At 73.4% G+C, this 24,923-nt stretch carries 16 protein-coding genes; 2 read left to right on the forward strand and 14 right to left on the reverse strand.

All coding sequences use genetic code 11. From position 1 onward, the window contains the following. Positions 1–202: 202 nt before the first annotated feature. Positions 203–1,396, reverse strand: a complete 1,194-nt coding sequence (gene tyrS / locus J3P29_RS16000) for a tyrosine--tRNA ligase (protein WP_210495128.1) — start codon at positions 1,394–1,396, stop codon at positions 203–205. A 457-nt stretch (positions 1,397–1,853) separates the two neighbouring features. Here tyrS and J3P29_RS16005 point away from each other — a divergent pair, with 457 nt between their 5' ends. After that, on the forward strand, positions 1,854–4,058 hold the full coding sequence (locus J3P29_RS16005) for a transglycosylase domain-containing protein (RefSeq protein WP_210495129.1): 2,205 nt from the start codon (positions 1,854–1,856) through the stop codon (positions 4,056–4,058). Positions 4,059–4,090: 32 nt separating this feature from the next. On the opposite strand, the gene J3P29_RS16010 is transcribed toward J3P29_RS16005, so the two are convergent. From J3P29_RS16010 to J3P29_RS16030, 5 genes are all read right to left on the reverse strand, one after another. After that, positions 4,091–4,717 (reverse strand): DNA-3-methyladenine glycosylase, encoded by a 627-nt coding sequence (locus tag J3P29_RS16010; protein ID WP_210495130.1) that lies wholly within the window; start codon positions 4,715–4,717, stop codon positions 4,091–4,093. Between the two features lie 5 nt (positions 4,718–4,722). Next, positions 4,723–6,084 carry an argininosuccinate lyase gene (gene argH / locus J3P29_RS16015; RefSeq protein WP_210495131.1) on the reverse strand — a complete coding sequence of 454 codons (1,362 nt, stop codon included), beginning with the start codon at positions 6,082–6,084 and terminating at the stop codon, positions 4,723–4,725. Positions 6,085–6,216: 132 nt separating this feature from the next. Next, the gene (locus tag J3P29_RS16020; RefSeq protein WP_210495133.1) at positions 6,217–7,350 is read right to left on the reverse strand and encodes a DegT/DnrJ/EryC1/StrS family aminotransferase; all 1,134 of its coding nucleotides are present in this window, start codon (positions 7,348–7,350) and stop codon (positions 6,217–6,219) included. Continuing rightward, on the reverse strand, positions 7,347–8,963 hold the full coding sequence (cimA, locus tag J3P29_RS16025; protein WP_210495134.1) for a citramalate synthase: 1,617 nt from the start codon (positions 8,961–8,963) through the stop codon (positions 7,347–7,349). The genes J3P29_RS16020 and cimA overlap by 4 nt, the downstream gene beginning before the upstream one ends. 132 nt (positions 8,964–9,095) lie before the next feature. Further along, the gene (locus tag J3P29_RS16030; protein ID WP_210495135.1) at positions 9,096–10,031 is read right to left on the reverse strand and encodes a branched-chain amino acid transaminase; all 936 of its coding nucleotides are present in this window, start codon (positions 10,029–10,031) and stop codon (positions 9,096–9,098) included. Positions 10,032–10,270: 239 nt separating this feature from the next. Between J3P29_RS16030 and J3P29_RS16035 the strand changes: the two genes are divergently transcribed. Next, a complete protein-coding gene (locus J3P29_RS16035) occupies positions 10,271–10,474 on the forward strand; it encodes a hypothetical protein (protein ID WP_210495136.1) in 204 nt (67 codons plus the stop codon). Positions 10,475–10,510: 36 nt separating this feature from the next. On the opposite strand, the gene J3P29_RS16040 is transcribed toward J3P29_RS16035, so the two are convergent. From J3P29_RS16040 to J3P29_RS16075, 8 genes are read right to left on the reverse strand one after another with little or no spacing between them, the layout of a single operon-like run. Further along, positions 10,511–11,692: a glycosyltransferase family 4 protein gene (locus tag J3P29_RS16040; RefSeq protein ID WP_210495137.1), complete on the reverse strand. Its 1,182-nt coding sequence runs from the start codon at positions 11,690–11,692 to the stop codon at positions 10,511–10,513. Continuing rightward, a complete protein-coding gene (gene treY / locus J3P29_RS16045; RefSeq protein WP_210495138.1) occupies positions 11,689–13,737 on the reverse strand; it encodes a malto-oligosyltrehalose synthase in 2,049 nt (682 codons plus the stop codon). The genes J3P29_RS16040 and treY overlap by 4 nt, the downstream gene beginning before the upstream one ends. Further along, positions 13,734–15,872, reverse strand: coding sequence for a glycogen debranching protein GlgX (glgX, locus tag J3P29_RS16050; RefSeq protein ID WP_210495140.1), 2,139 nt, complete (start codon positions 15,870–15,872; stop codon positions 13,734–13,736). The genes treY and glgX overlap by 4 nt, the downstream gene beginning before the upstream one ends. Beyond that, positions 15,869–17,596: a malto-oligosyltrehalose trehalohydrolase gene (gene treZ, locus J3P29_RS16055; RefSeq protein WP_210495142.1), complete on the reverse strand. Its 1,728-nt coding sequence runs from the start codon at positions 17,594–17,596 to the stop codon at positions 15,869–15,871. Before treZ ends, glgX begins: the two co-directional genes overlap by 4 nt. After that, entirely contained in the window at positions 17,593–19,821 is a 2,229-nt protein-coding gene (gene glgB, locus J3P29_RS16060) for a 1,4-alpha-glucan branching protein GlgB (RefSeq protein WP_210495143.1), read from the reverse strand. The genes treZ and glgB overlap by 4 nt, the downstream gene beginning before the upstream one ends. Continuing rightward, positions 19,818–21,218 carry a hypothetical protein gene (locus J3P29_RS16065; RefSeq protein WP_210495145.1) on the reverse strand — a complete coding sequence of 467 codons (1,401 nt, stop codon included), beginning with the start codon at positions 21,216–21,218 and terminating at the stop codon, positions 19,818–19,820. Before J3P29_RS16065 ends, glgB begins: the two co-directional genes overlap by 4 nt. Continuing rightward, on the reverse strand, positions 21,208–22,980 hold the full coding sequence (gene treS, locus J3P29_RS16070; protein WP_210495147.1) for a maltose alpha-D-glucosyltransferase: 1,773 nt from the start codon (positions 22,978–22,980) through the stop codon (positions 21,208–21,210). Before treS ends, J3P29_RS16065 begins: the two co-directional genes overlap by 11 nt. Continuing rightward, entirely contained in the window at positions 22,977–24,908 is a 1,932-nt protein-coding gene (locus tag J3P29_RS16075) for an alpha-1,4-glucan--maltose-1-phosphate maltosyltransferase (protein WP_210495148.1), read from the reverse strand. Before J3P29_RS16075 ends, treS begins: the two co-directional genes overlap by 4 nt. Positions 24,909–24,923 lie beyond the last annotated feature (15 nt).

The raw sequence follows: 24,923 nt of genomic DNA on the forward strand, positions 1-24,923 counted from the left end.
CGTGTGTCGGCCGGTATCTCCGGCCCGCCGTCTGGATCGCTTCCGATCTCCGACACCCCTGGAGCCCTCCACCCCGCTTCCCCCTCCGTTCGCCTGTCGGCGCCTCGGGCTCTGCGGTGTGCCGCGCTCCAGCGGCTCGAGAAAGATACAGCTTTCCGAGAATCGTGCGTCGCGCCCCTCGGACCGGCGCTCCGCGGGCCGCCTACTCGGGGACGACCACCCGGACGAAGCGACGCTTGCCGAGCTGGAGGACGCGGCCGTCCAGTCGCGTCGCCTCGGCGTCCAAGGCGTCCGTCTGCCACGGCTCGCCGTCCACCCTCACGCCCCCCTGGACGATCGCGCGCCGGGCCTCGGACCGCGACACCCCGAACGCCTCGGCCAGCAGCGCCGGCAGGTGCACCTGGGCGTCGCCGGCTCCCAGCGCGTGCTCGGGCACGTCCTGCGGGACCGCGCGGTCCTTGAACAGTCGGTCGAACGCCTCCTGCGCCCGGAGCCCTTCCCCCTCCCCCGCGAACCGCTCGCACAGGCCGCGGGCCAACGCGCGCTTCCGGGCCCGCGGATCGTCCGCGGCCTCCGCCGACACGTCGACGCCGAGCAGCGACGACCAGCCGTCGATCAGCTCGTCCGGGATGCGCATGGTCCGCCCGAAGATCTCCTCGGCCGGCTCCGTGATCCCGATGTGGTTGCCCAGCGACTTCGACATCTTCTGCACGCCGTCGAGCCCGACGAGCAGCGGCATCGTGAGCACCGCCTGCTCGGGTCGGCCCTCCGCCCGCTGGACGTCCCGGCCGAAGAGCAGGTTGAACGTCTGGTCCGTCCCCCCGAGCTCGACGTCGGCGTCGACGGCCACCGAGTCGTAGCCCTGCAGCAGGGGGTAGACGAACTCGAGCAGGCTGATCGGTCGTCCCCCCGCGTACCGCTTGGCGAAGTCGTCCCGCTCGAGCAGCTGCGCGACCTTGGGGATCCGCGCCAGGGTCAGGAAGCGGTCCATCGGCATGTCGAGCCACTCGCCGTTCCAGCGGACCTCGAGCAGCTCCGGGTCCGTCCGCAGCACCCGGGAGGCCTGCTCCTGGAACGTCCGCGCGTTGCGCGCGATCCCCTCGGCGCTCAGGACGGGGCGCGTCGCCGACCGGCCGCTCGGGTCCCCGACCCGAGCCGTGTAGTCGCCGATGATGAGGACGACGCGGTGGCCCAGGTCCTGGAACTCCCGCAGCTTCTGCAGCACCACGACGTGGCCCAGGTGGATGTCCGGGGCCGTCGGGTCGATCCCGAGCTTGACCCGCAGCTGACGCCCCTCGCGCGCCGCGCCGGCCAGGCGCTCCGCGAGCACGCCGGCGGGTTGCACGGCCGCGGCGTTGCGGGCCAGGAAGGCGGCGTCGGTTCCAGGGTCGCTCATGTCCGCCGATGGTAGATACAATGCCGCTGCTCTCGTTCCGCGAGCCTGGACCGCGCACCTGCCGCCCCCGCGCCGTCCGCCGCCGCGAGCACCCATGAACGACCGGACCGGACATCCCGGTGCCGCGGCGCGAGCCGCGCACCCCGGACCGGGCTCCGTCCCCGCGGAGCCCTGGTCAGGCGATCCCCAGACCCCGTGGTGGTCGGGCGCGCGCGACCGCGCGGCCGCGCGGTCGGCTCCGGCGCCGACGGCCGCCTCCGGGGCCCCGGCGGGGCCGGCCCCGGTCCCGGGCGGCGGGGGGACCGACGGTCCGCCCGAGGCGCCCGTCACCGGCGGCGGCGGCGAGGGCGGAGCGGACGGTCGGCCTCCGCGCCCGCGCCTGCGCTTCCGCTGGCTGCGCCTGATCGGCCTGCTGATCCCCCTCGGCGCGCTCGCGGTCGTCTCGACGATCTTCGGGATGATGATGGCCGTCTCGAGCGACCTGCCCGACCTGGACACCGCCAAGGAGTTCCAGACGGCGAAGAACTCGTTCCTGCTGGACCGCAACAACCGGCAGATCGGCATCCTCGCGGACTCCTCCCGGTACATCGTGACGTCGGGGCAGATCTCGCAGGACGTCAAGGACGCGGTGATCGCGACCGAGGACGAGCGGTTCATGGAGAACAGCGGCGTCGACCTGAAGGGCATCGGCCGCGCCGTCTTCCAGGACCTCGTCGAGCGCCGGGCCGCCCAGGGCGCGTCCACGATCACGCAGCAGCTCGTCAAGCTCGCGCTGCAGGCGGAGAACAAGCGCACGGTCTTCCAGAAGCTGCGCGAGGCGGCGCTGGCGTACCACATGACGAAGCAGTGGTCGAAGCAGAAGATCCTGACCACGTACCTGAACCGCGTCTACTTCGGCAACGGCGCGTACGGGGTGGAGTCGGCCGCGAAGACGTACTTCGGCAAGGACCCCGAGCACGCCGGCTGCGCCCCGCCGAAGAAGCCGTGCGCCGCGCAGCTGCGCCCGGCCGAGGCCGCGCTGCTGGCCGCGATCATCGCGTCGCCCTCGCGGTTCGACCCGGTCACCGAGCCCGAGGCGGCCTACCGTCGGCGCAACGTCGTGCTCCTCAAGATGCGGGACCAGCGCCGCATCTCCCCGGCCGAGTACGAGGAGGCGCGCAACGAGCCGCTCCCGTCCCGCGACGACATCGAGCCGCCGACGCTCGACGCCGAGAACCCGTACTTCTCGTCGTGGGTGACCGCCCAGCTCGTCGACAAGGTCGGCGCGCAGCGCACGTACGAGGGCGGCCTGAAGGTCCGCACCACCCTCGATCCGCAGATCCAGAAGGCCGCGCAGGGGGCGATCGACGCGTACCTGACCCGGCCCGACATGCCGACCGCGTCGATGGTCGTCATCGACAACCGCACGGGCGAGGTCCGCGCGATGGTCGGCGGCCGCGACTACCGGAAGAAGCCGTTCAACCTGGCGACGCAGGGCCAGCGGCAGCCCGGGTCGTCCTTCAAGCCGTTCGTGCTCGCGCAGGCGCTGCGCGAGGGGATCTCGCCCAGCCGCACCTACGCCTCGAAGCGCCTGACGCTGAAGGTCAAGGACGAGAACGGCCGCCGCGAGACGTTCCGGGTGACGAACGACGAGAGCGCCTACTCGGGCCGTTCGTCCATCGCCCGCGCCCTGACGTTCTCCGACAACGCGGTCTACGCGCAGCTCGGGCAGACCGTCGGCACGCGCGACGTCGCCAAGCTGATCAAGCGGATGGGCATCCGCACGCCCGTCTCGTCGAACGCGGCGCTCGCGCTCGGCGCGCCGCGCCGGGGCGTGACCGTGCTCGACATGGCCCACGCCTACGAGACGTTCGCCACGCGCGGCCTGCGCATCAACGGCACGCTCGGCGCCCCGAACGGCGGGCCCGTCGGCATCACGCGCATCGAGGAGCCCGGCCGGAAGACCCGCGTCAACCACCGGCGCGCCGAGCGCGTGATGTCGCAGCAGGTCGCCGACACCACGACGGGCATCATGCGCACCGTCGTGTCGAAGGGCACCGGCCACCGCGCGCAGTACGGCGGATTCGCGGCCGGGAAGACCGGCACGACGGAGAACAACGTCGACGCCTGGTTCGTCGGGTTCTCGCGCGAGCTGACCGTCGCCGTGTGGGTCGGCTATCCCGACTCGGGCAAGCCGATGCAGACCGAGTTCATGGGCGAGCCGGTCGAGGGCGGCACCTACCCGGCCGCGATCTGGGGCGAGTTCATGCACCGCGTCGCCGCGACGGCCGGCAAGGCCAAGGACGACGACGACCCCAACCTGCCGGTGGAGGGCAAGGAGCCCGCCGTGCCCGACGCGACGGGCACCGACACCACCGCCACGGACGCCGCCCCCGCGGCGCCCTCCGCGGGGGACGCCGGCGGGGACGACGGCAGCACGCCGAGCGCGCCGGCGCCCGAGCCGAGCGCGCCGGCGACCGGCGAGGGTGCCGGATCGACGGGCGGATCCGGCTCGTCGTCCTCCGGCGGCGGCGCGCCGGGCGGCGGAACCTCCGGCGGCGGGTCGGCCGGCGGCGGCGGGTCGGCCGGCGGCGGCTCCGCCGGTGGCGCGGGCGGCGGCGCGGCGGGCACCGGTGGCGGCTCGGCCGGCGCCGGCGGGTCGGGCGCCGTCCCCCTCGGGTAGCCGCCGCCGACCGCCCGCCGCGGCCGGCGCGCTCAGCGGGTGCCGGCCCGCGGGCGGGCCATCCCCGGCGGCCACGGACGCGAGACGTGGGTGCTCGACGCGTCGGCGAACCGCCACGGCAGCTCGACGGCCTTCGTGATGCCGATGCGCTCGCCGTCGACGAGTCGCACCGGCCGGTCGTCCTCGTCCGGCGGCAGGATCCGCAACGGCCCGTGTTGCAGGTCGCTGCCGTCCAGGTCGAGCTCGACGTCGAGCGCCAGGGTCAGGCGGCCCGGGCCGGACGTGAGCTCGCGGTCCGGCCGTCCGCGACGACGAGCGCGGATCACGTCCAGGCCGGCCGTCGGCTCGATCGCCCGGACGAGCACCGCGGCGGCCACGCCCTCGGGCTCGCAGACGGCGTTCAACAGCGCGTGGATGCCGTACGACCGGTACACGTACGCCCGACCCGGCGGGCCGAAGAGCGCCTGCGTGCGAGCCGTCGGACCGGGCGTCGCGCGCGGGCCGCGGAACCCGTGGCAGGCCGGCTCGCTCTCGTGATAGGCCTCCGTCTCGACGATCCGGCCCGCCGTCTCGCCGTGCACGAGCACGCAGCCGACGAGGTCGCGCGCGACCTCGACGACGTCGCGATCGTAGAAGGCGGGCGGGAGCGCCGCGCGCACGGCGCTCAGGCGAGCAGGCCCTGCGCCAGCGCGAGCTGCTCGCGCAGCCGCGCCGACGACGTCCCGCCCTGGCTCTGCTTGCGCTCGAGCGGCGCGCGCGGCTCGAGCAGCTCGCGGATCCACGGCCCCAGGTGCTCGCTCTGCGCGGTCAGCTCCTCGTCCGGGATCTCGGAGAGCGTGCGCCCCGACTCGACCGCCAGGCGGACGAGGCCGCCGACGATGCCGTGGCACTGGCGGAAGGGCACGCCGCGCTTGACGAGCTCGTCCGCCAGATCGGTCGCCGCGAGCAGCTCGTCGGCCGCCGCGGCCGCCATGCGATCGGCGCGGAACGTCGCCCCGCCGATCATGCCCGCCGCGGCGGCGAGCGCCTGCTCGAGCGTGTCGGCCGCGTCGAAGACGTGCTCCTTGTCCTCCTGCAGGTCCTTGTTGTAGGTCAGCGGGAGGGCGTGGATGACGCCGTGCAGCGCCGCCAGGTGCCCGGTGATCCGCGGCGCCTTCGCGCGCAGCAGCTCGGCGCAGTCCGGGTTCTTCTTCTGCGGCATGAGCGAGCTGCCCGACGACCACGCGTCGGGCAGCGTCAGGAAGCCGAACTCCTCGCTCGCCCACTGGACGATCTCCTGCCCCAGGCGCGAGAGGTGCGTCGCACAGGTCGCCGCGGCGCTCAGGTAGTCGAGCGCGAAGTCGCGGTTGGAGACCGCGTCGATCGAGTTCGGCGCCGGCGCCTCGAAGCCGAGCTCGGCCGCGGTCATGGCCCGGTCGGTGTCGAAGTTGACGCCCGCCAGCGCGCCGGCGCCCAGCGGCATCCGGCGCAGCGCCTGCTCACGCGTGAAGCGGAAGCGCGCGCGGTCGCGCTCGAGCATCCAGACGTACGTCAGCAGGTGGTGCGCCAGGTACACCGGCTGCGCGCGCTGCAGGTGCGTGTAGGCCGGCATCGGCCAGTCGAGGTGCCGCCCCGCGACGTCGAGGATCGTGCGCATGAGGCCCTCGATCGCCGCGATCGCGCGCTCGGCCGCCTCGCCCGTCCACAGCGCGAAGTCGGTCGCCACCTGGTCGTTGCGCGAGCGCGCCGTGTGCAGCCGGGCGCCGGGGTCCCCGACGAGCTCCGTCAGGCGCCGCTCGACCGCCATGTGGATGTCCTCGTCGTCCGGCTCGAACGGGAACGTGCCGCCCCGCAGCTCGCCCTCGATCTGCTCGAAGCCGCGCAGGATCGCGTCCAGGTCGTCCTGGCCGATGATCCCCCGCGCCGCCAGCATCCGCGCGTGGGCGCGGGAGCCGCGGAGGTCCTGGGGCCACATGCGTCGGTCGAAGCCCAGGGACGTGTTCATCTCCCGGAAGACCGGGTCCTGCGGCTCGGCGAATCGCGACATAGGCGAACGAGTCTAGGTCGCCGCCGGACCTGATGCCGTTCCCCGAGGATGGTGCCCCGCCCGCCCCGATCGCGACAGAGCCGGGCGAGGGGGATCGCCGCAGGACCGGATGCCGTTCCGCAGGGCGGCCGCTCAGTCGCCGGTGAGGACGGCGGTCAGCTCGGCGACGACCGTCGCGACCTGGTCCTGCGTCATGCCGGGGAAGAACGGGAGCGACAGGCCGCGGGCCGCCGCGTCCTCCGCCACCGGGAACTGGCCCTCGCGGAACCCGAGGCGCTCGCGGTAGAACGCGAACAGGTGGATCGCCGGCAGGTACGGCCGCGTCTGGATGCCCCGCTCCGCGAGCCGGGAGATCGTCGCGTCGCGGTCCACGCCGCGCGGCACCCGCACGACGAAGACGAACCACGAGCGGCGGGCGCCTCCGCGGTCCTCGCACAGCAGCTCGACGCCCGTGCGGTCGACGAGCCCCGCGAGCGCCTCGCGGTACCAGGCGGCCACCTGCGCGCGCGACGCGAGCATGTCGTCCAGCCGCCCGAGCTGCGCGATCCCCAGCGCGCACGCGATGTCGGACATCCGGTAGTTGAAGCCCAGGCGGTCGTGGTCGAGCCACTGCATGTCCGGGGCGCGGCCCTGGTTGCGCTCGGAGTCGATGCGCGCCTTGATCGCCGGGTCGGCGGTCGTGACCATGCCGCCCTCGCCCGTCGTCATCTGCTTGTTCGCGTAGAACGCGTACATCGTCGGGTGGCCGTGGCCGCCCACGGGCGTCCCGTCCGCGTGCACCGCGCCGAGGGCCTCGGCGGCGTCCTCGACGATCGGCAGCCCGTGGCGCTCCATCCCGGCGATCTCGGCGGGGTAGCCGAAGATGTGCACCGGCAGCAGCGCCACCGTACGGGAGGTGACGGCGGACGCGACCGCGTCGGCGGAGACGTTGAGCGTGTCCGGGTCGACGTCCACGAAGACGGGGGTCGCCTCCTCGTACAGGACGCTGTTGGCGGTCGCGATGAACGAGAAGGGCGACGTGACGACCTCGCGATCCCCGGCGCCGCGCTCGACCCCGACCGCACGGAGGGCCAGGTGCAGTCCGGCGGTGCCCGAGGACACGGCCGAGCCGTGCGGCACGCCGATCCGGGCCGCGAAGCGCCGCTCGAACTCGCCCAGGCGCGGACCGAGCGAGAGCTGACCGGAGCGCAGGACGTCCAGGACGGCCTGCTCCTCCTCGGGCCCGATGACCGGCCGGGCGAGCGGGATGCGCGGCGCGTCGCTCATGCGCCCGCCGCCGCCCCGCCCGCGGCCACGCCGCGCCGGCCCGGCTGCTCGGACCGCGCGAGCGAGTCGACGAGCGCCTCCCACGACGCCGCGATGACGTTGCCGCTCACGCCGATGGAGCCCCAGGTCTCGCGGCCGTCCGTCGCGTCGATGATCACGCGCGTGACGGCGTCGGTGCCCTTCGTCGAGTCGAGGATGCGGACGCGGAAGTCGGCCAGCTCGATGTCCGCCAGGTGCGGGTGGACCTGCGCGATCGCGGCGCGCAGCGCGCCGTCGAGCGCGTGGACGGGGCCGTTGCCCTCGGCGGTGCGGACGAAGCGCTCGTCGCCGATCCAGATCTTGATCGTCGCCTCCGTCTCGACCTGGCCGCCCGCGCGCTGCTCGACGATCACGCGCCACGACTCGAGCGTGAACAGCGGCTCGTAGGCGCCCGTCTCGCGCCGCATGAGCAGCTCGAAGGAGGCGTCGGCCGCCTCGAAGTGGTACCCGCGGTGCTCGAGCTCCTTCACCCGCTCGATGATCCGGGCGGCCTGCGCGTCGTCGACCTCGACGCCCGCGGCGGCGGCCTTCTCGACGACGGTGCCCTTGCCCGCGAGCTCGGACACGAGCACCTCGCGGCTGTTGCCGACCGCCTCGGGGTCGACGTGCTCGAAGGTCCGCGCGTCGTTGCGGATGCCGGCGATGTGCAGGCCCCCCTTGTGCGCGAACGCGTTGCGGCCGACGTACGGCTGCGACGCGCGCGGGGTGCGGTTGAGCAGCTCGTCGACGAAGAGCGACGTCTCCGTCAACCGGGCCAGCCCGCCGTCGGGCAGCGACCGGATGCCCATCTTCAGCTCGAGGTCGGCCGTGATCGTCGTCAGGTTGGCGTTGCCGGTGCGCTCGCCGATGCCGTTCGTCGTGCCCTGGACCTGCGTGGCCCCGGCCTGGACGGCGAGCAGCGAGTTCGCGACGCCGCACCCGGCGTCGTCGTGCGCGTGGATCGCCACCCGGGCGTGCGCGCCGAGCTCGGCGACGACGCGCGCGACGGCGTCGTGGACCTGCAGCGGCAGCGACGAGCCGTTCGTGTCGCAGAGCGTCAGCGTGTCGGCGCCGGCCTCGACGGCGGCGCGCAGGCAGCGCAGCGCGTACGCCTCGTCGTCGCGCCAGGCGTCGAAGAAGTGCTCGGCGTCGTAGATGACCCGCTTGCCCTCGCCGCGCAGGAACGCGACGGAGTCCGCGATCAGTCGCAGGTTCTCCTCACGGTCGACGCGCACGACCTTCTCGAGGTGCAGGCCCCACGTCTTGCCGACGATCGTCGTGACGGCGCAGAAGCAGTCGGCCAGGATCCGCAGCGCCGGGTCGTCCTCGGCGCGCACGTCGCGGCGACGGGTCATCCCGAACGCGGCGATCTGCGCGTTCGTCCACGTCTCGCCGGCCAGCAGCCCGAAGAGCTCCTGCTCCTTGGGGTTCGACGCGGGGAAGCCCGCCTCGATCAGGTGCACGCCGAGCTCGTCGAGCTTCGTGGCGACGCGGAGCTTCTCGTCCGCGGAGAGGGACATCCCCTCGCCCTGCATGCCGTCCCGGAGGGTGGCGTCGTAGAGCTCGAAGGGGCGGGTGGGAGCGGTGTCGGTCATCGGGGTCCTGCGGGTGGGCGACCCGGGGCGGGTCGCGGGGCGGTCGTCGGGCTCGGGCGTGGGCGACCGAGCGGCGACGCCGCCCGGTGCCCTACGGAATTCGCCGCCCCGGGGCGCGTCCGTGGGCCATGCTCAGGCCTTCGTTCCGTCCATCGGGACGGGATCGAGCCAGCCGCGGTACCGCTCGTCGCGGCCGTGCAGGGCGTCCTCGAAGACCCGCTGCAGCTCGCGGGTGACCGGCCCGGGCTCGCCCGTGCCGACGCGGTGGTCGTCGATCTCGCGCACCGGCGTCAGCTCGGCCGCGGTGCCGGTCAGGAAGACCTCGTCCGCCAGGTACAGCTCGGCGCGCGCGATGTCGCGCTCGACGACCTCGACGCCCAGGTCGGCGGCGATCTGCAGGATCGAGCGGCGGTTGACGCCGTCGAGGATCGACGCCGACTGCGGCGGGGTGAACACGCGACCGTCGCGGACGACGAAGATGTTCTCGCCCGAGCCCTCGTTCACGACGCCCTGCTCGTCGAGGAGGATCGCCTCCTCGTAGCCGGCTTTCGTGACCTCGATCTTCGCCAGGACGGAGTTGAGGTACTGCCCCGACGCCTTCGCGTGCGGGATCAGCCCCGCGGGCGAGAGCCGGCGCCAGGACGAGACCTTGGCGCGGACGCCCTTCGCCTTGCCCTCCTCGCCGAGGTACGCGCCCCATTCCCAGCAGGCGATGATCACGTCGACCGGGGAGTCGAGCGGGCTGAGCCCCATCGGGCCCTCGCCGCGGAAGACGAGCGGGCGGATGTAGCAGGAGCGCAGGCCGTTGGCCGCGACCGTGTCGAGGGTCGCCTGCCGGATCTGCTCCGGCGTGTACGGCACCGGCATGTAGTACAGCTCGGACGAGGCGAAGAGCCGCGCCACGTGCTCGGGGTGCCGGAAGATGGCGGGGCCGATCTCGGTGTCGTAGCAGCGCACGCCCTCGAAGACGCCGGTGCCGTAGTGCAGCGCGTGCGTGAGCACGTGCACCTTGGCCTCGTCCCACGGGACGAGCTCGCCGTTCTTCCAGATGACGTCCGCCTGCGGCACGGATGGGACCCTTCGTCGCGTTCGGCGCCCCGGCGCGCGCTGCGCGGGGCGTGCGGGGACTCTACCGCCGCGCCCGCCGCGCCGCCCGGCCCGCGGGCCGCGCGGCGGGCGCACCCCCCGACCGTCCCACGAGCGGCGCGCGACGGGTGGATCGGCCCGTGGACGGCGCCTACGGTGAGGGAACGAGCCGGAGACGCCGCCCTGCGGCGGACCACGACCCCCGGCGACAGGAGGTCCCCATGCAGCACCGCACGACGACCCCGAACGACACGACCGACCGGGACGCCCGCGTCCGCGCGACGCTGGCCCAGCAGCGCGGCGCCCTCGACGACGCGCTGTTCGACGAGGCGCACGCCCCCGACGCGATCGACGCCGACGCGCTCGGCCACTGCCGCGTGACGGCGCACGCGACGCTGGCCGACGGCCGCCCGGTCGCGGCCTGATCCGCCGCGGGCGCGGGCCCGCGGCCGCGGCCGCGGTCAGCCCCGGACGAGGCGGCCGTAGACCGCGAGCGCGCGGTCGGCCGCGTCGTCCCACGAGAAGCGCTCCGCGTGGGCGGCGCCCTCCCGCGCCAGCCGCTGCCGCAGCCCTGGATCGTCCAGCAGGCGGCGCAGCGCCGCGGCGAGCGCCCGCACGTCGTCGGGCGGCACGCGGATCCCCGTGCCGTCGGCGACCACCTCGCGCAGCCCGCCGGTGGCCGCGGCCACGACCGCGCAGCCGCCCCGCATCGCCTCGAGCGCGACGAGCCCGAACGGCTCGTACAGCGACGGCACCAGGCAGACGTCCGCCGCGGCGTAGAGCGCCGGCAGCGTCCCGTCGTCGCTCCACCCCAGGAAGACCGCGTCGTCGCCGAGCTCCAGCTCCGTCGCGAGCGCGCGCAGCTCCGCGCCGTGCGGGCCGTCCCCCGCCACGACCAGCCGCGCGTCGGGCCCACCGGCGTCGCGGACGCGGCGGAGCGCGCGCAGCGCCACCTGGAAGCCCTTCTCGTACACGAGCCGCCCCGCGAGCAGGACGAGCGGCCGGCCGTCCGGCACGAGCCGCGCCCGCAGCGCCGCGACGTCCGCCGGGTCCACCGGCGCCGCCGGAGCCAGCCCGTTGCGGACGACGACCACGTCGTCCTCCGCCGGACCGAAGACCTCGAGCACGTGCCGCCGCATGAACGCCGAGCAGACGAGGACCGCGTCCGCCCGTTCGACCATGCGCACGTCGGCCGCGTGGATCGTCGCCTGCGGCTCGGCCTGCACCCAGCCGTTGTGGCGGCCGTGCTCCGTCGCGTGGACGGTGGTGACGAAGGGGACGCCGAGCTCGTCGGCCAGGGCCGCGGCCGGGGCGGCGACGAGCCAGTCGTGGCCGTGCACCACGTCCGGCGGGCGCTCTCCGGCCGCCCGCCGGCCGGCGGCGAGCAGGTCGGCGCCGAGGTCGTCGACCCACGCCAGGAAGCCCTCCAGCCCGGCCGGCGGCGCGGGCCGGGCGACCCGGCCGACGGCCACGCCGTCCGCGCCCGCCGCGAGGGCGGACGCCTGCGGCCCCCGCGTCAGGACGCGCACGTCGGCGCCCCGCCGCACGAGGGCGGCGGAGAGCCCGGCGACGTGCCGTGCGAGTCCGCCCTCGACCACGGGCGGGTACTCCCACGACAGCGTCAGGACCGACGGGGCGCTCACCCGGCCGCAGGCGCGTCGCGCTCGAGCACCGCCAGACCGCGGGCGTCGACGACGTCCCCGACCGCGACGTCGGCCGCGTCGAGGATCGCGTCGCCGCCGCGCAGGACGTGCCGCCACGCGCCGCGCAGGTCCGCGGGCAGCTCGAGCCGCGCGTCCTGCCAGTCGCGCACGCCGACGACGACGAGGACGTCGTCGCCACGGACGAAGGCGCAGACGCCCTCCCCCGCGTCGAGCGGCCGGTAGCCGCCGTCGCCGAACGTCGCCTCGCGACGGGCCCGCAGGTCCAGGCCGCGGACGATCAGGTCGAGCTTGCGGGCGTCGTCGTCCGTCGGCTCGGCGCCGTCCTTCAGCGCCCGCAGGAGCGCGCGGCGGCGCTCCCAGTCGACCGGGCGGCGGTTGTCCGGGTCGACGAGGTTGAGCGACTCGATCTCGTCGCCCTGGTACACGTCGGGGACGCCGGGCACGGTGAGCTTGAGCAGCGTCTGCGCGAGCGCCGAGCGGCGCCCCTCCTCCGCGACGCGCGCGACGAAGGGCTCGAAGTCGTCCAGGAACGGCCGGTGGGAGAGCAGCGCGACGGCGAACGCCTTGACGCGGTCCTCGTACGCGGGCTGCTGGTCCACCCAGCTCGTGTTGCGCTTCGCCTCGCGCAGCGCCTTCTCCAGGTAGCCCGTCAGGCGGTCCTCGGTGATCGGCCAGGCGCCCAGGAGCGTCTGGTAGATCAGCAGCTCCTCGTTGCCGTCCGGGATCCCGTCGGGGCGCAGCTCGGCGTTCAGCTCGCGCCAGCGGCGGACGGCGTCGCGCCACTCGTCCGCGATGCCGGCCAGCGCGCCGATGCGCGCGCGGACGTCGCCGGAGCGCTTCGTGTCGTGCGTCTGCGTGACGAGCAGGTTGTGCGGGAAGCGCTCGGCGCGCGCCTGGTTGCGGGCGTGGAAGTCGGCGACGGAGAGCGAGAACCGGGACGGCTCGCTGCCGACCTCGTTGAGCGCGATCAGGCGCACGTAGCGGTAGAACGCGGTGTCCTCGACGCCCTTGGCGGTGACCGGCGGCGAGGTCTGCTGGAAGCGCACGACGAAGTCGTCGTGCCCGCGCTCGTCGAGCGTCAGCACCCGCTGCAGCTCCTCGTCGGCGCCCGTGGCGGCGATCGCCGCGCGGTCGGCGTCCGTGACCAGGCCGGTCGCCGGGTCGACGTACGTGCGGTAGATCGGCAGGGCCGCCAGCGCGTCCGCGATGCCCGGGACGTCGTACAGGGTGCGCAGGCGCGCGACCTCGCGGGCGAACGTCGTCGTCGCCTGGTCGTGCTGGGTCTCGAGCGCGACCTCCTCGAACGCGCGGGTCTCCCCCGTGAGCTCGGCGAAGAGCTCCGTCAGCGGACCCTCGCCGCGCGGGTCCACGAACAGCGCCGTCGCGTCCCCGCAGAACTCGTAGCCGACGGTGCCCTCGACGGGCCAGTCCGGCAGCTCCTCGACGGGGTGCGCGGCGCTCGTGATCTTCTCGACCCAGACGTGCTCGGCGCCCTCCTCGCGCAGGCGGCGCAGGTAGCCCGCCGGATCGGCGAGGCCGTCGGGGTGGTCGATGCGCAGGCCGTCGACGACGCCGTCGCGCAGCAGCTCGAGGACCTTGCCGTGGACGAGGTCGAAGACGGCGGGATCCTCGACGCGGATGCCGCCGAGGTCGTCGATGTCGAAGAAGCGGCGGTACCAGCCGTCCTCCGGGTCGTAGTCGAAGACCCGGGCGCGCGCCTCCTCGTCCGTCCACCAGCGGTTCTCGTCGCCGGTGCCCATGTGGTTGGGCACGATGTCGAGGACGATCCCCAGGCCCTCGCCGGCGAGGGCCCGCAGGCCCTCCTCGCCGCCGAGCGCGTCCGAGACCTTCGTCGGGTCGACGACGTCGTAGCCGTGCGTGGACCCGCTGCGGGCCTGCAGCGACGGAGACAGGTACAGGTGCGAGACCCCGAGCTCGTGCAGGTACGGGACCAGCTCCCGCACCCGGGCGAAGTCGAAGTCGGGCGTCAGCTGCAGGCGGTAGGTGGCGCGGGGGATGCTCAACGGACCCTCCGGAGGACCTTGACGGCGCGGGACGGGACGACGAACTCGGAGCGCGCCTCGTACTCGCCCTCGCCGGCGGCCACGGACGGATCGAACGTGCACAGCTCGTGCGTCCACGCCTCGCCGTAGGCGGTGGAGGGCAGGACGAACGTCGTGTCCTCGTGGTGCGCGTTGACGAGCAGCACGAACGAGTCGTCGCGGACGGCCTCGCCCCGCTCCGTGCGGTCGGCGATCGCGTCGCCGTTGAGGAAGATCCCCAGCACGTGGAGCTCGGGGTCGTCCCACTCGCGCTTCGTCATGCGGTGGCCGTCGGGCCGGAACCACCAGACGTCGGGCAGGGCGTCGCCCTCGGGATCGCGCCCGCGCAGGAAGTCGCGGCGGCGGAAGACCGGGTGCGACTTGCGCAGCTCGATCAGCCGGCGCGTGAACGCGAGCTGCTCGGGCTGGTCCTCGTCGCGGTCCCAGGCGTACCAGGAGATCTCGTTGTCCTGGCACCACGCGTTGTTGTTGCCGTGCTGCGTGCGCCCGATCTCGTCGCCGCCGAGGAGCATCGGCGTGCCCTGGGACAGGATCAGCGTCGTCAGCATGTTGCGCTGCTGGCGGCGGCGCAGGGCGTTGACGTCGTCGTCGTCCGTCTCGCCCTCGACCCCGCAGTTCCAGGAGCGGTTGTCGTCCGTGCCGTCGCGCCCGCCCTCGAGGTTGGCCTCGTTGTGCTTGTCGTTGTACGTGACGAGGTCGCGCAGCGTGAAGCCGTCGTGGGCGGTGATGAAGTTGATCGACGCGAACGGGTCGCGGCCGTCGGCCTCGTACAGGTCGGCCGAGCCCGAGAAGCGGTCGGCGAAGTCGGCGGCGCCCGCCTGGCCGCGCCAGAAGTCGCGGATCGTGTCGCGGTAGATGCCGTTCCACTCGCTCCACAGCACCGGGAAGTTGCCCACCTGGTAGCCGCCGGGACCGACGTCCCACGGCTCGGCGATGAGCTTGACCTGCGAGAGGACCGGGTCCTGGTGGATCGTGTCGAAGAACGCGGAGAGCCGGTCGACGTCGTACAGCTCGCGGGCGAGGGCGGACGCCAGGTCGAAGCGGAAGCCGTCGACGTGGCACTCGATGACGAAGTACCGCAGCGAGTCCATGATCATCCGCAGCACGGCGGGCTGCCGGGCGTCGAGCGTGTTGCCCGTGCCCGTGTAGTCCATGTAGTGCCGCAGGTCGTCCGGGACCAGGCGGTAGTACGTCTTGTTGTCGACGCCCTTCATCGAGAGCATCGGGCCCAGGTGGTTGCCCTCGGCCGTGTGGTTGTAGACGACGTCGAGGATGACCTCGATCCCGGCCTTGTGCAGGGCCTTGACCATGCCCTTGAACTCGTCGACCTGCTGGCCGCGGGTGCCGCTGGCGGAGTAGCCGGCGTGCGGGGCCAGGTAGCCGATCGACGAGTAGCCCCAGTAGTTCGACAGGCCCTTGTCGTGCAGGAACGACTCGTCGGCGATGTGGTGCACGGGCAGCAGCTCGACCGCGGTGACGCCCAGCTCCTTCAGGTAGCCGAGGGCGGCGTCCGAGGCGAGGCCCGCGTACGTGCCGCGCAGGTCCTCGCGGACGTCAGGATGGGTCATCGTGAAGCCGCGCACGTGCGTCTCGTAGATGACCGTCTCGTTCCAGGGGTGGTTCGGCGGGCGGTCGCCCTCCCAGTCGAACCCGGGGTCGATGACGACGGACTTCGGGATCGCGACGGCGTCGTCCTCGTCGTCCATCTCGACGTCGGCGTCGTCCGGGACGTCGACGCCGCCGGGGACGTACGGCAGCGTGTTGGCGGCGTCCCACTTGACGCCGCCCTCGATCGCCTTGGCGTACGGGTCGATCAGCAGCTTGGCCGGGTTGAAGCGGTGGCCGCCGGCGGGATCGTACGGGCCGGAGACGCGGTAGCCGTAGCGCTGGCCCGGCCGGGCGTCGGGCAGGTAGCAGTGCCAGTGGTGCGCCGTGTTCTGCTCGACCGGGATGCGGGTCTCTCGGTCCTCGTCGTCGAAGAGGCACAGCTCGACGCGCTCGGCGTTGATCGAGAAGAGGGCGAAGTTCACCCCGTCGCCGTCCCATGTCGCCCCGAGGGGGAAGGGTCGGCCAGGCCAGACGGTCACGTCGGTCATCGCAGCAGTATCCCGGCCTGGGCGGCGACGGTGACGGCACCGTCCGCGACAGGCGCGTCGTGGGTGGAGAGGACGACCTGCCGGCCCTCGGCGTCGACGCGCAGCGGTGCGGCGCCGAAGTTGGCCACGAGGACCGTGCCGCCGCGGACGACGCGCAGCCAGCCGGCCTCGTCGTCGGCCTCGACCGCCTCGACCGGGGCCGGGCCTAGCTCGCGGCGGACGCGCAGCAGGTCGCGGTACAGCTGCGCGAGGCCCTCGTCGGCCTCGCGCGTGAGCTTGGAGCGCTCGAAGGTCTCGCGCGCCTGGGGGTCGGGGACCTCCTCGCCGGCGAACGCCGCGAACGCGGCGAACTCGCGGCGGCGGCCCTCGCGGGTGGCGGTCGCGATCTCCTCGTCGATGTGGTCGCTGAAGAACAGGAACGGCGCGTCCTCGCCGTACTCCTCGCCCTGGAAGAGCATCGGCACGAACGGCGACAGCAGGGTGCAGAACGCCGCGAGCGGACGGACCGGGCGCGGCAGGCGGTCGCCGAGCGCCCGGTTGCCGACCTGGTCGTGGTTCATGTCGAAGACGACGAACTGCCGCGGCGGACGGTCGTCGTGCGGCGCGCCGAAGCGGCGGCGGCGGAAGGTGGAGTACGAGCCGTCGTGCAGGACGGGGCGGTCGAAGGCCTTCGCGAGGTCGGCGACGGCGCCGAACTCCTCGTAGTAGCCCTCCTTCTCCCCCGTGAGCAGCACGCGCAGCGCGTGGTGGAAGTCGTCGGCCCACACGCCGTCGCAGCCCAGGCCGCCCTGCTCCCGCGGGCGGATGACCTTCGGGTCGTTCAGGCCGCTCTCGGCGATCACGACCGGCGGGCGCTCCGTGCGGCCCGCCTCGTGGGCCCGGCGCGCGATCTCGGACACGATCGGCCGGGCCGAGTCGTCGGAGATGGCGTGGATCGCGTCCAGCCGCAGCCCGTCGACGTGGAAGTCGCGGATCCAGCCCTCGGCGCTCTGCAGCACCCACTCGCGGACGGGGTCGCAGTCCTCGTCGTCGTAGTTGACGCCGGCGCCCCAGAACGTCTCGTGCTTCTGCGTGAAGTACGGCCCGTACGCCTCGATGCCCTGCTGCCCGGACGCGCCGAGGTGGTTGTAGACCACGTCGAGCAGCACGCCCAGGCCGGCGGCGTGGGCGGCGTCGACGAAGCGCGCGAACGCCTCCGGGCCGCCGTAGCTCGACTGCGTGGCCGAGAGGAAGACGCCGTCGTAGCCCCAGCCGTGGTGGCCCGGGAACTCGGCGACGGGCATGACCTCGACCGCGGTCACGCCCAGGTCGGCCAGCCCCTGCAGGTGCGGGATCGCGGCGTCCAACGTGCCCTCGGCGGTGAAGGTGCCGACGTGCAGCTCGTAGAGGACGAGCGCGTCGCGGTCGAGGCCGCGCCAGGCGTCGTCGGTCCACGCGAACGCGGCGGGGTCGACGACGCGGGACGGGCCGCGGATGCCCTCGGGCTGCCAGCGCGAGGACGGGTCGGGGAGCGGGTCCCCGTCGAGCACGAAGCGGTAGTCCGTGCCGTGCGGGGCGTCGACGGTCGCAGCGTGGAAGCCGAAGCCCTCGTCCTCGAGCTCGTGCCGGCGCCCGTCGACCTCGAGCTCGATCCGCTCGGGCTTCGGCGCCCAGGCGCGGAACGTCGTCCGGCCGTCGCCGGCCGGCGTCGCGCCGTGGCGGCGCTCCCAGACGTATCCGCTCATGCGTCGGGCGCGTCGGGCACGAGCCACAGCACGCCCAGCGGGGGCAGCGTGATCTCGGCGGAGCAGGGCTGGCCGTGCCAGGGGGTCTCGTCGGGTTCCACGCGCCCCCCGTTGCCCACTCCCGACCCGCCGTACGCGTGGGCGTCCGTGTTGAGCGCCTCGCGCCACGGGCCCCGCACCGGCAGGCCGACGCGGTAGCCCTCGCGCGGGACGGGCGACAGGTTCGCCACGCAGACGAGCAGGTCGCGGGACTCGAGCGTGCGCGGATCCTCGGGGTCGAACGCGCTGCCGCGGGCGAAGGCGACGATGTTGCGCTCGGCGTCGTTGGGCTCGAGCCACCAGAAGCCCGTCGGCTCGGCGTCGACCTCCCACAGCGCGGGGTGCTCCAGGTAGACGCGGTTGAGGTCGCGCACCGCGGCCTGCACGCCCTGGTGGCCGTGGTCCTCGAGCAGGTGCCAGTCGAGCGAGCGCTCGTGGCTCCACTCGCGCTCCTGCCCGAACTCCTGCCCCATGAAGAGGAGCTTCTTGCCGGGGTGCGCCCACATGTAGGCGTAGAGGGCGCGCAGGTTCGCGAGCTGCTGCCAGCGGTCGCCCGGCATCTTCTCCAGCAGCGACTTCTTGCCGTGCACGACCTCGTCGTGGCTGAGCGGCAGGATGAAGTTCTCGCTGAAGGCGTAGTGCAGGCTGAACGTCAGGCCGTGGTGGTGGTAGCGGCGGTACACGGGGTCCTGCTGGAAGTACTCCAGCGTGTCGTGCATCCAGCCCATGTTCCACTTGAAGCCGAAGCCCAGGCCGCCCAGGTACGTCGGCCGCGAGACGCCGGGCCACGACGTCGACTCCTCCGCCGCGGTCAGCACCCCGGCCTCGCGGCCGTAGACGACCTCGTTCATCTCCTTGAGGAACGCGACGGCCTCGAGGTCCTCGCGGCCCCCGTGCTCGTTCGGCACCCACTCGCCCTCCTGACGCGAGTAGTCCAGGTAGAGCATGGAGGCGACCGCGTCGACGCGCAGGCCGTCGACGTGGAACTCGCGCGCCCAGAACAGCGCGGACGCGAGCAGGAAGTTCTTCACCTCGTTGCGGCCGAAGTTGAAGATCAGCGTGCCCCAGTCCGGGTGCGCGCCGCGGCGCGGGTCGGCGTGCTCGTAGAGCGCGGTCCCGTCGAACTGCGCGAGCGCCCACGCGTCGCGGGGGAAGTGCGCCGGCACCCAGTCCAGCAGCACGCCGATGCCGTGCTCGTGCATCCGGTCGACGAACTCGCGGAAGTCGTCCGGCGAGCCGTGACGCGGCGTCGGGGCGAAGTACGACGTCACCTGGTAGCCCCACGAGCCGGGGAACGGGTGCGCCATGACCGGCAGCAGCTCGACGTGGGTGAAGCCCATGTCCTTGACGTACGCGGCCAGCTCGTCGGCGAGCTCGCGGTAGTCGAGCAGGCGGTCGTCCTCCTCGGGCCGCCGACGCCACGACCCCAGATGGACCTCGTAGACCGACATCGGCGCCTTCAGGTGGTCCTCGCTCGCGCGGCGCGCCAGCCAGTCCGCGTCGCGCCACTCGTGCGTGGAGCGGTGGACGATCGAGTCGGTCTGCGGCGGCACCTGGGCCGCGAACGCGAAGGGGTCGGCGTGGAGCACGAGCTCGCCGCTCTGCGTGCGGATCTCGAACTTGTAGACCGCGCCGTCGCCGACGTCGGGCACGAACAGCTCCCAGACGCCGGACGAGCCGAGCGACCGCATGGGGTGCAGGCGCCCGTCCCAGGAGTTGAAGTCGCCGACGACGCTGACGGAGCGCGCGTTCGGCGCCCACACCGCGAAGGCAGTGCCGACGTCGCCGTCGCGCTCGCCGACGTGGGCGCCGAGCCGCTCGTACAGCGCCTCGTGGCGGCCCTCGCCGAACAGGTGCAGGTCGAGCTCGCCGACCGTCGGCGTGTGGCGGTACGGGTCGTTGACGGGGAACGTGCCCGTCTCGCCGTAGTCGACCGACAGCCCGTAGCGCAGCGGCAGCGTGGCGTCCGCGATGCGGCCCTCGAACACCCCCGCGTCGTGCGTGCGCCGCAGCTCGACGGGCTCGCCCTGCGCGGGGTGCACGGTCACGTGGACGGCGCCCGGGCGCCAGGCGCGGACCACGACGTCGTCGCCGTCCGGGTGCGCGCCGAGCAGCCGGTGCGGGTCGGCGAGGTCGCGCGCCAGGAGGGCCTCGACGTCGCGCTGGATGGTCTCTGCGTCGGTCACGAGATCGGCTCCTCGAGCAGTCGGGCGATGGCCGCGGCGGGGATCGGCACCCAGTCCGGGCGGTGGTCGAGCTCGTAGCGCAGCTCGTAGACGGCCTTCTCGAGCTCGAGGATCCCCAGCAGGGTCCGCGTGCCCGACTCCGTGGCCGGCATGAGCGACGGGTCGATCTCGGCGAGGTAGTCGCCGAGGAAGGCGTCGCGGGCGCGCTGCTCCCAGTCGTCCGCGACCTCGACCCCGCGCTGCAGGCGCGCGGCCGAGACGGCGTAGGCCAGCGAGCGCAGCAGGCCGGCCACGTCGCGCAGCGGCGAGCGCTTGCGGCGACGGTCCACGATGGAGCGCGCCGGCTCGCCCTCGAAGTCCAGGATCACCCACGACGGGCCGTCGTCCGACACGCGCAGCGTCTGGCCCAAGTGGAAGTCGCCGTGGTGGCGGATCTGCCGGCCGGCGCCGCCCATGTGCGAGATCAGGCGCAGGCGGTCGCGGGCCTCCTCGCCGCGGCCGACGATGGCCGCGAGCCGCTCGTCGTCCGTCGGCAGGTCGACGAAGAGCCGCTCGATCTGCTCGTCGATCGTGGCGATCATGAGCGCGAGCGCCTCGTCCGTCGGCTCCTCCGGGGCGAACGCCGGGTCGCTCGCGTCCGACCCGAGCACGTTGTGCATGCGGGCGACGACGACGCCGAGCCCCGCGAGCTGCGGCAGCAGGCCCTCGGGGTCGGTGGCGAGCTCGTCCAGCACGAGCTCCCAGCCGTCGCGGCCGCCGGGCACGAACCGCTGGGCGACGCCGAGCGTCGCGTCCATGAGCTCGCCGGCGTACGAGTACCAGCCGCCGAGCTGCGCGATGTGCGGGAACCCCCGCTGCGAGAGGAAGCGCACCATCTCGAGCTCGGGGTTCTCCCCCGCCTCGAGGCGCCGGAACGCCTTCAGCACGAGCGCGTCGTCGATGACGACGGACGAGTTGGACTGCTCGGCGCCCATCGCCGCGACGCGCGGCTGCGCCGCGGGCGGGTCGACGTCCTCGACCCAGTGGAACTCCACGCGGTGCTCGTCGTCGCCGACGACCGTGCGCTCGCGCAGGGCGCGGGCCAGGATCGCGGCGGCCTCGGGGTCGGCCAGCGCGTCGTAGACCGTGCGGCCGTCGACCTCCTCGACGACCTCGACGTCCCAGCCGGCGGACGCCGGCCGCGAGGCGAGCGGCAGCTGGTAGACGGAGTGCGTGCCCGCGGGGAAGCGCGCCTCGATCATCGCGACGGCCAGGTCGAGGTCGTCGCCCTCGTGGATCGGCAGCACGTCGAGGACGTGGACCTGCGCCAGCTCGCGCGACTTCGCGCCGAACCAGCGCCGCTCGGGCAGCCACGCCGCGAGGGTCTCCTCGCTCAGGTGGGTCGGATCAAGCGGCATCGGCGTCCTCTTCCTCCTCGGGGGCGCGCAGCAGGAACCAGAAGAACCCGCGCGGCGCCAGGGTCAGCAGGTACGGCAGCTCGCCGATCCGGGGGAAGACCGTGCGCCCGAACATCTCCTCGGGGTGCCGGCCCTCGAACGCGGACAGGTCCAGCTCGACCGCCTGGGCGCTGCGGGCCACGTTGTGCACGCAGAGCGCGATGTCGTCCTCGAAGCGCCGCACGTGGGCGAAGATCTTCGGGTTCGACGGCGACAGGGGCTCGTAGGTGCCCTTGCCGAAGACGGGGTGCTCCTTGCGCAGCGCGATGAACCGCCGCAGCCAGCGCAGCAGCGACGTCGGGGTGCGCAGCTGCGCCTCGACGTTGACCGACTGGTAGCCGTAGACCGGGTCCATGAGCGGCGGCGCGTAGAGCTGCGCGAAGTCGGCGCGCGAGAAGCCGCCGTTGCGGTCGCCCGTCCACTGCATCGGCGTGCGCACGCCGTCGCGGTCGCCCAGGTAGACGTTGTCGCCCATGGCGATCTCGTCGCCGTAGTACAGGACCGGGCTGCCGGGCAGCGAGAACATGATCGCGTGCATCAGCTCCATCTCGTCCCGGCCGTTGTCCAGCAGCGGGGCGAGGCGCCGGCGGATGCCGACGTTGAGCTTCATCCGCGGGTCCTTCGCGTACTCGGAGTACATGTAGTCCCGCTCCTCGTCCGTGACCATCTCGAGCGTCAGCTCGTCGTGGTTGCGGAGGAAGAGGCCCCACTGGCAGTTGTCCGGGATGTCGGGCGTCTGCGCGAGGATCTCGTACATCGGCGTCGCGTCCTCGCGCCGCAGCGACATGAACATGCGCGGCATGACGGGGAAGTGGAACGCCATGTGGCACTCGTCGCCGTCGCCGAAGTACTCGACGACGTCGGCCGGCCACTGGTTGGCCTCGGCGAGCAGCACGCGGTCCTGGTAGTTCTCGTCCACCTCGCGGCGCACGCGCTTGAGGAACTCGTGCGTCTCCGGCAGGTTCTCGCCGTTCGTGCCGGGCCGCTCGTACAGGTACGGCACGGCGTCGAGGCGGAAGCCGTCCAGGCCCAGGTCGAGCCAGAAGCGCAGCGCGTCGAGCATCGCCTCCTGGACCTCGGGGTTGTCGTAGTTCAGGTCCGGCTGGTGCGCGAAGAAGCGGTGCCAGTAGTACTGGCCGGCGACCGGGTCCCACGTCCAGTTGGACGGCTCCGTGTCGACGAAGATGATCCGCGCCTCCTCGTACAGCTCGTCCGTGTCGGACCAGACGTACCAGTCCCGCTCGGGCGAGCCCTTCGGCGCGTTGCGGGCCCGCTGGAACCACGCGTGGTCGCTCGAGGTGTGGTTCATCACGAGGTCCGCGATCACGCGGATGCCCCGCTCGTGCGCGGCCTCGATCAGCTCGCGCACGTCCTCGATCGTGCCGTAGTCCTCGTGGACCGCGTAGAAGTCGGCGATGTCGTAGCCGCCGTCGCGCAGCGGCGAGGCGTACATCGGCAGGAGCCAGATGCAGTCGACGCCGAGCCACTTGAGGTAGTCGAGCTTCTCCGTCAGGCCGCGGATGTCGCCGGAGCCGTCGTTGTTGCCGTCGAAGAAGCCGCGCAGGTGGATCTCGTAGAAGACCGCGGTCTTGAACCAGAGCGGATCGCTCTCGAACCACTGGGTCGGCGCGGGCGCGGGCGCGTCCGTCCCGCCGCCGGTGCCGGTCGGGTCGCTGGGCGTCGGCAGGCCGGTGGCCTCGCCGGGGGTCGGCAGGCCGCTCATCGCGTGTCGACCCGCAGCACGTGGCCGGCCCGCTCGCCCGGCGACAGCCGGACGTAGTTGCCGCCGATCCGCCAGTCGAAGCGCTCGACGGTGAGCAGGTCGGTGACGGTGAAGGCGGGCGGCAGGCCCAGCTCCCAGGGCACGTCCACGAGCCCCTCCTGTGTGTTCGTGAAGTCGACGTTGACCACGGTGATGACGACGTTGTCGCCCCGGCGCTTGGCGTAGGCGACGAGCGCATCGTTGTGGGTCTCGAGGAACGTGAGCCCCTCGAGGTGCTGCAGCGCGGGATTGTCGCGGCGCGCGCGGTTGAGCGTCCGCACCATGGGCAGCAGCGGGCCGTCGAGGCGGCGGTCGTGCGCCTCGTACTTCTCCGAGTCCAGGTACTCCTCGCTGCCCGGGCGGACCGGGGTGTGCTCGAAGCTCTCGAACCCCGAGTACACGCCGTAGCTGGGCGACAGCGTCGCGGCGAGGATGAGCCGGACGGGGAACGCCGGGGGCCCGCCGACCTGCAGGTACTCGCTGAGGATGTCCGGCGTGTTGACGAACGCGTTGGGGCGGAAGTACTCCCGCTCCTCGCTCGTCGCGAGCTCGGTGAAGTACTCCTGCAGCTCCCAGCGCGAGTTCTTCCACGTGAAGTACGTGTAGGACTGCTGGAAGCCGGCCTTCGCCAGCGCCTGCATCACGCGCCGGCGGGTGAACGCCTCGGCCAGGAAGATCACGTCGGGGTCGGTCCTGCGGACCTCGCCGATGAGCCACTCCCAGAACGGCAGCGGCTTCGTGTGCGGGTTGTCGACGCGGAAGACGCGGACGCCGTGGCCGATCCAGAACCGCACGACGTCGAGGAGCGCCTGCCACAGGCCGCGCCAGTCCTCGCAGTCGAAGTTGACGTTGTAGATGTCCTGGTACTTCTTCGGCGGGTTCTCCGCGTACTTCAGCGTGCCGTCGGGGCGGCGGTTGAACCACTCCGGGTGCTCCTCGAGCCACGGGTGGTCGGCCGAGCACTGGATCGCGAAGTCCAGGGCGAGCTTCATGCCGTGCCGGTCGAGCTCGGCGACGAGCGCGTCGACGTCCTCGATCGTGCCCAGCTCCGGGTGCACGGCGGTGTGGCCGCCCTCCTTGGCCCCGATCGCGTACGGGGATCCGGGGTCGTCCGGCCCGGCGACGAGGCTGTTGTTGCGGCCCTTGCGGTTCTTGCGGCCGATGGGGTGGATCGGCGGGACGTAGAGGACGTCGAAGCCGAGGTCCGCGATGGCCGGCACCTGCTCCGTGACGCCCTTCAGGCCGCCCCACGAGCGCGGGAAGAGCTCGTACCAGGCGCCGAAGCGCGCCAGGACGGGGTCGGCGAGGACGTCGAGGGCCTCGCCGCAGTTCTGCTCGGAGCGGTCGGGGTGCTCGGCGAGCAGGGCCGCGAGCACCGGGTCGAGCGCCACCTGCGGGTCGGCGCCGGGCTGCTCGAGCGCCGCGGCGACGGCCTCGATGCGGCGGCGGACCTCGCCCTTCGTGCGGGCGGCGGCGTCGCGCAGGACGAGCACGCCCTCGGACAGCTCGCCGGCCAGGTCCTCCTGCCCGGCGGCGACCTTGCGCGCCAGCTCCTCGCGCCACGAGCCGAAGCGGTCGACCCAGGCGAGCACCTGCCAGCGCCACGTGCCCACCGGGCCGTCGAGCGGGAACTCCCCCGCCCAGCGCACGCCGTCCTCGTGGGCGTCGATCGGGCGCATGGGCGCCTCGCGCCAACGGCGCTCGCCCGGCGGGCGGTAGCGCGCGACGGCGCGGAGGGTCTCGTGGCCGTCGCGGAACACGTCGGCGGAGACCTGCAGGACGTCGCCGACGGTGCGCTTGACGGGCACCCGTCCGGCGTCCACCGCCGGGGCCGGGTGCTCGATGCGGATGCGGGACGGCGGGGATTGGGACGATGCGGCGCTGGGCACGTTGCCCTTCAGTAT

This window comes from Patulibacter sp. SYSU D01012, from assembly GCF_017916475.1.
Classification (GTDB): domain Bacteria; phylum Actinomycetota; class Thermoleophilia; order Solirubrobacterales; family Solirubrobacteraceae; genus Patulibacter.

Excerpts from the sequence above, each read along its gene's own strand:
- tyrS (WP_210495128.1), bottom strand. The coding sequence starts at position 1,396 with ATGAGCGACCCTGGAACCGACGCCGCCTTCCTGGCCCGCAACGCCGCG.
- J3P29_RS16005 (WP_210495129.1), top strand. The coding sequence starts at position 1,854 with ATGATGATGGCCGTCTCGAGCGACCTGCCCGACCTGGACACCGCCAAG.
- argH (WP_210495131.1), bottom strand. The coding sequence starts at position 6,084 with ATGTCGCGATTCGCCGAGCCGCAGGACCCGGTCTTCCGGGAGATGAAC.
- J3P29_RS16020 (WP_210495133.1), bottom strand. The coding sequence starts at position 7,350 with ATGAGCGACGCGCCGCGCATCCCGCTCGCCCGGCCGGTCATCGGGCCC.
- cimA (WP_210495134.1), bottom strand. The coding sequence starts at position 8,963 with ATGACCGACACCGCTCCCACCCGCCCCTTCGAGCTCTACGACGCCACC.
- J3P29_RS16035 (WP_210495136.1), top strand. The coding sequence starts at position 10,271 with ATGCAGCACCGCACGACGACCCCGAACGACACGACCGACCGGGACGCC.
- glgX (WP_210495140.1), bottom strand. The coding sequence starts at position 15,872 with ATGACCGACGTGACCGTCTGGCCTGGCCGACCCTTCCCCCTCGGGGCG.
- treZ (WP_210495142.1), bottom strand. The coding sequence starts at position 17,596 with ATGAGCGGATACGTCTGGGAGCGCCGCCACGGCGCGACGCCGGCCGGC.
- J3P29_RS16065 (WP_210495145.1), bottom strand. The coding sequence starts at position 21,218 with ATGCCGCTTGATCCGACCCACCTGAGCGAGGAGACCCTCGCGGCGTGG.
- treS (WP_210495147.1), bottom strand. The coding sequence starts at position 22,980 with ATGAGCGGCCTGCCGACCCCCGGCGAGGCCACCGGCCTGCCGACGCCC.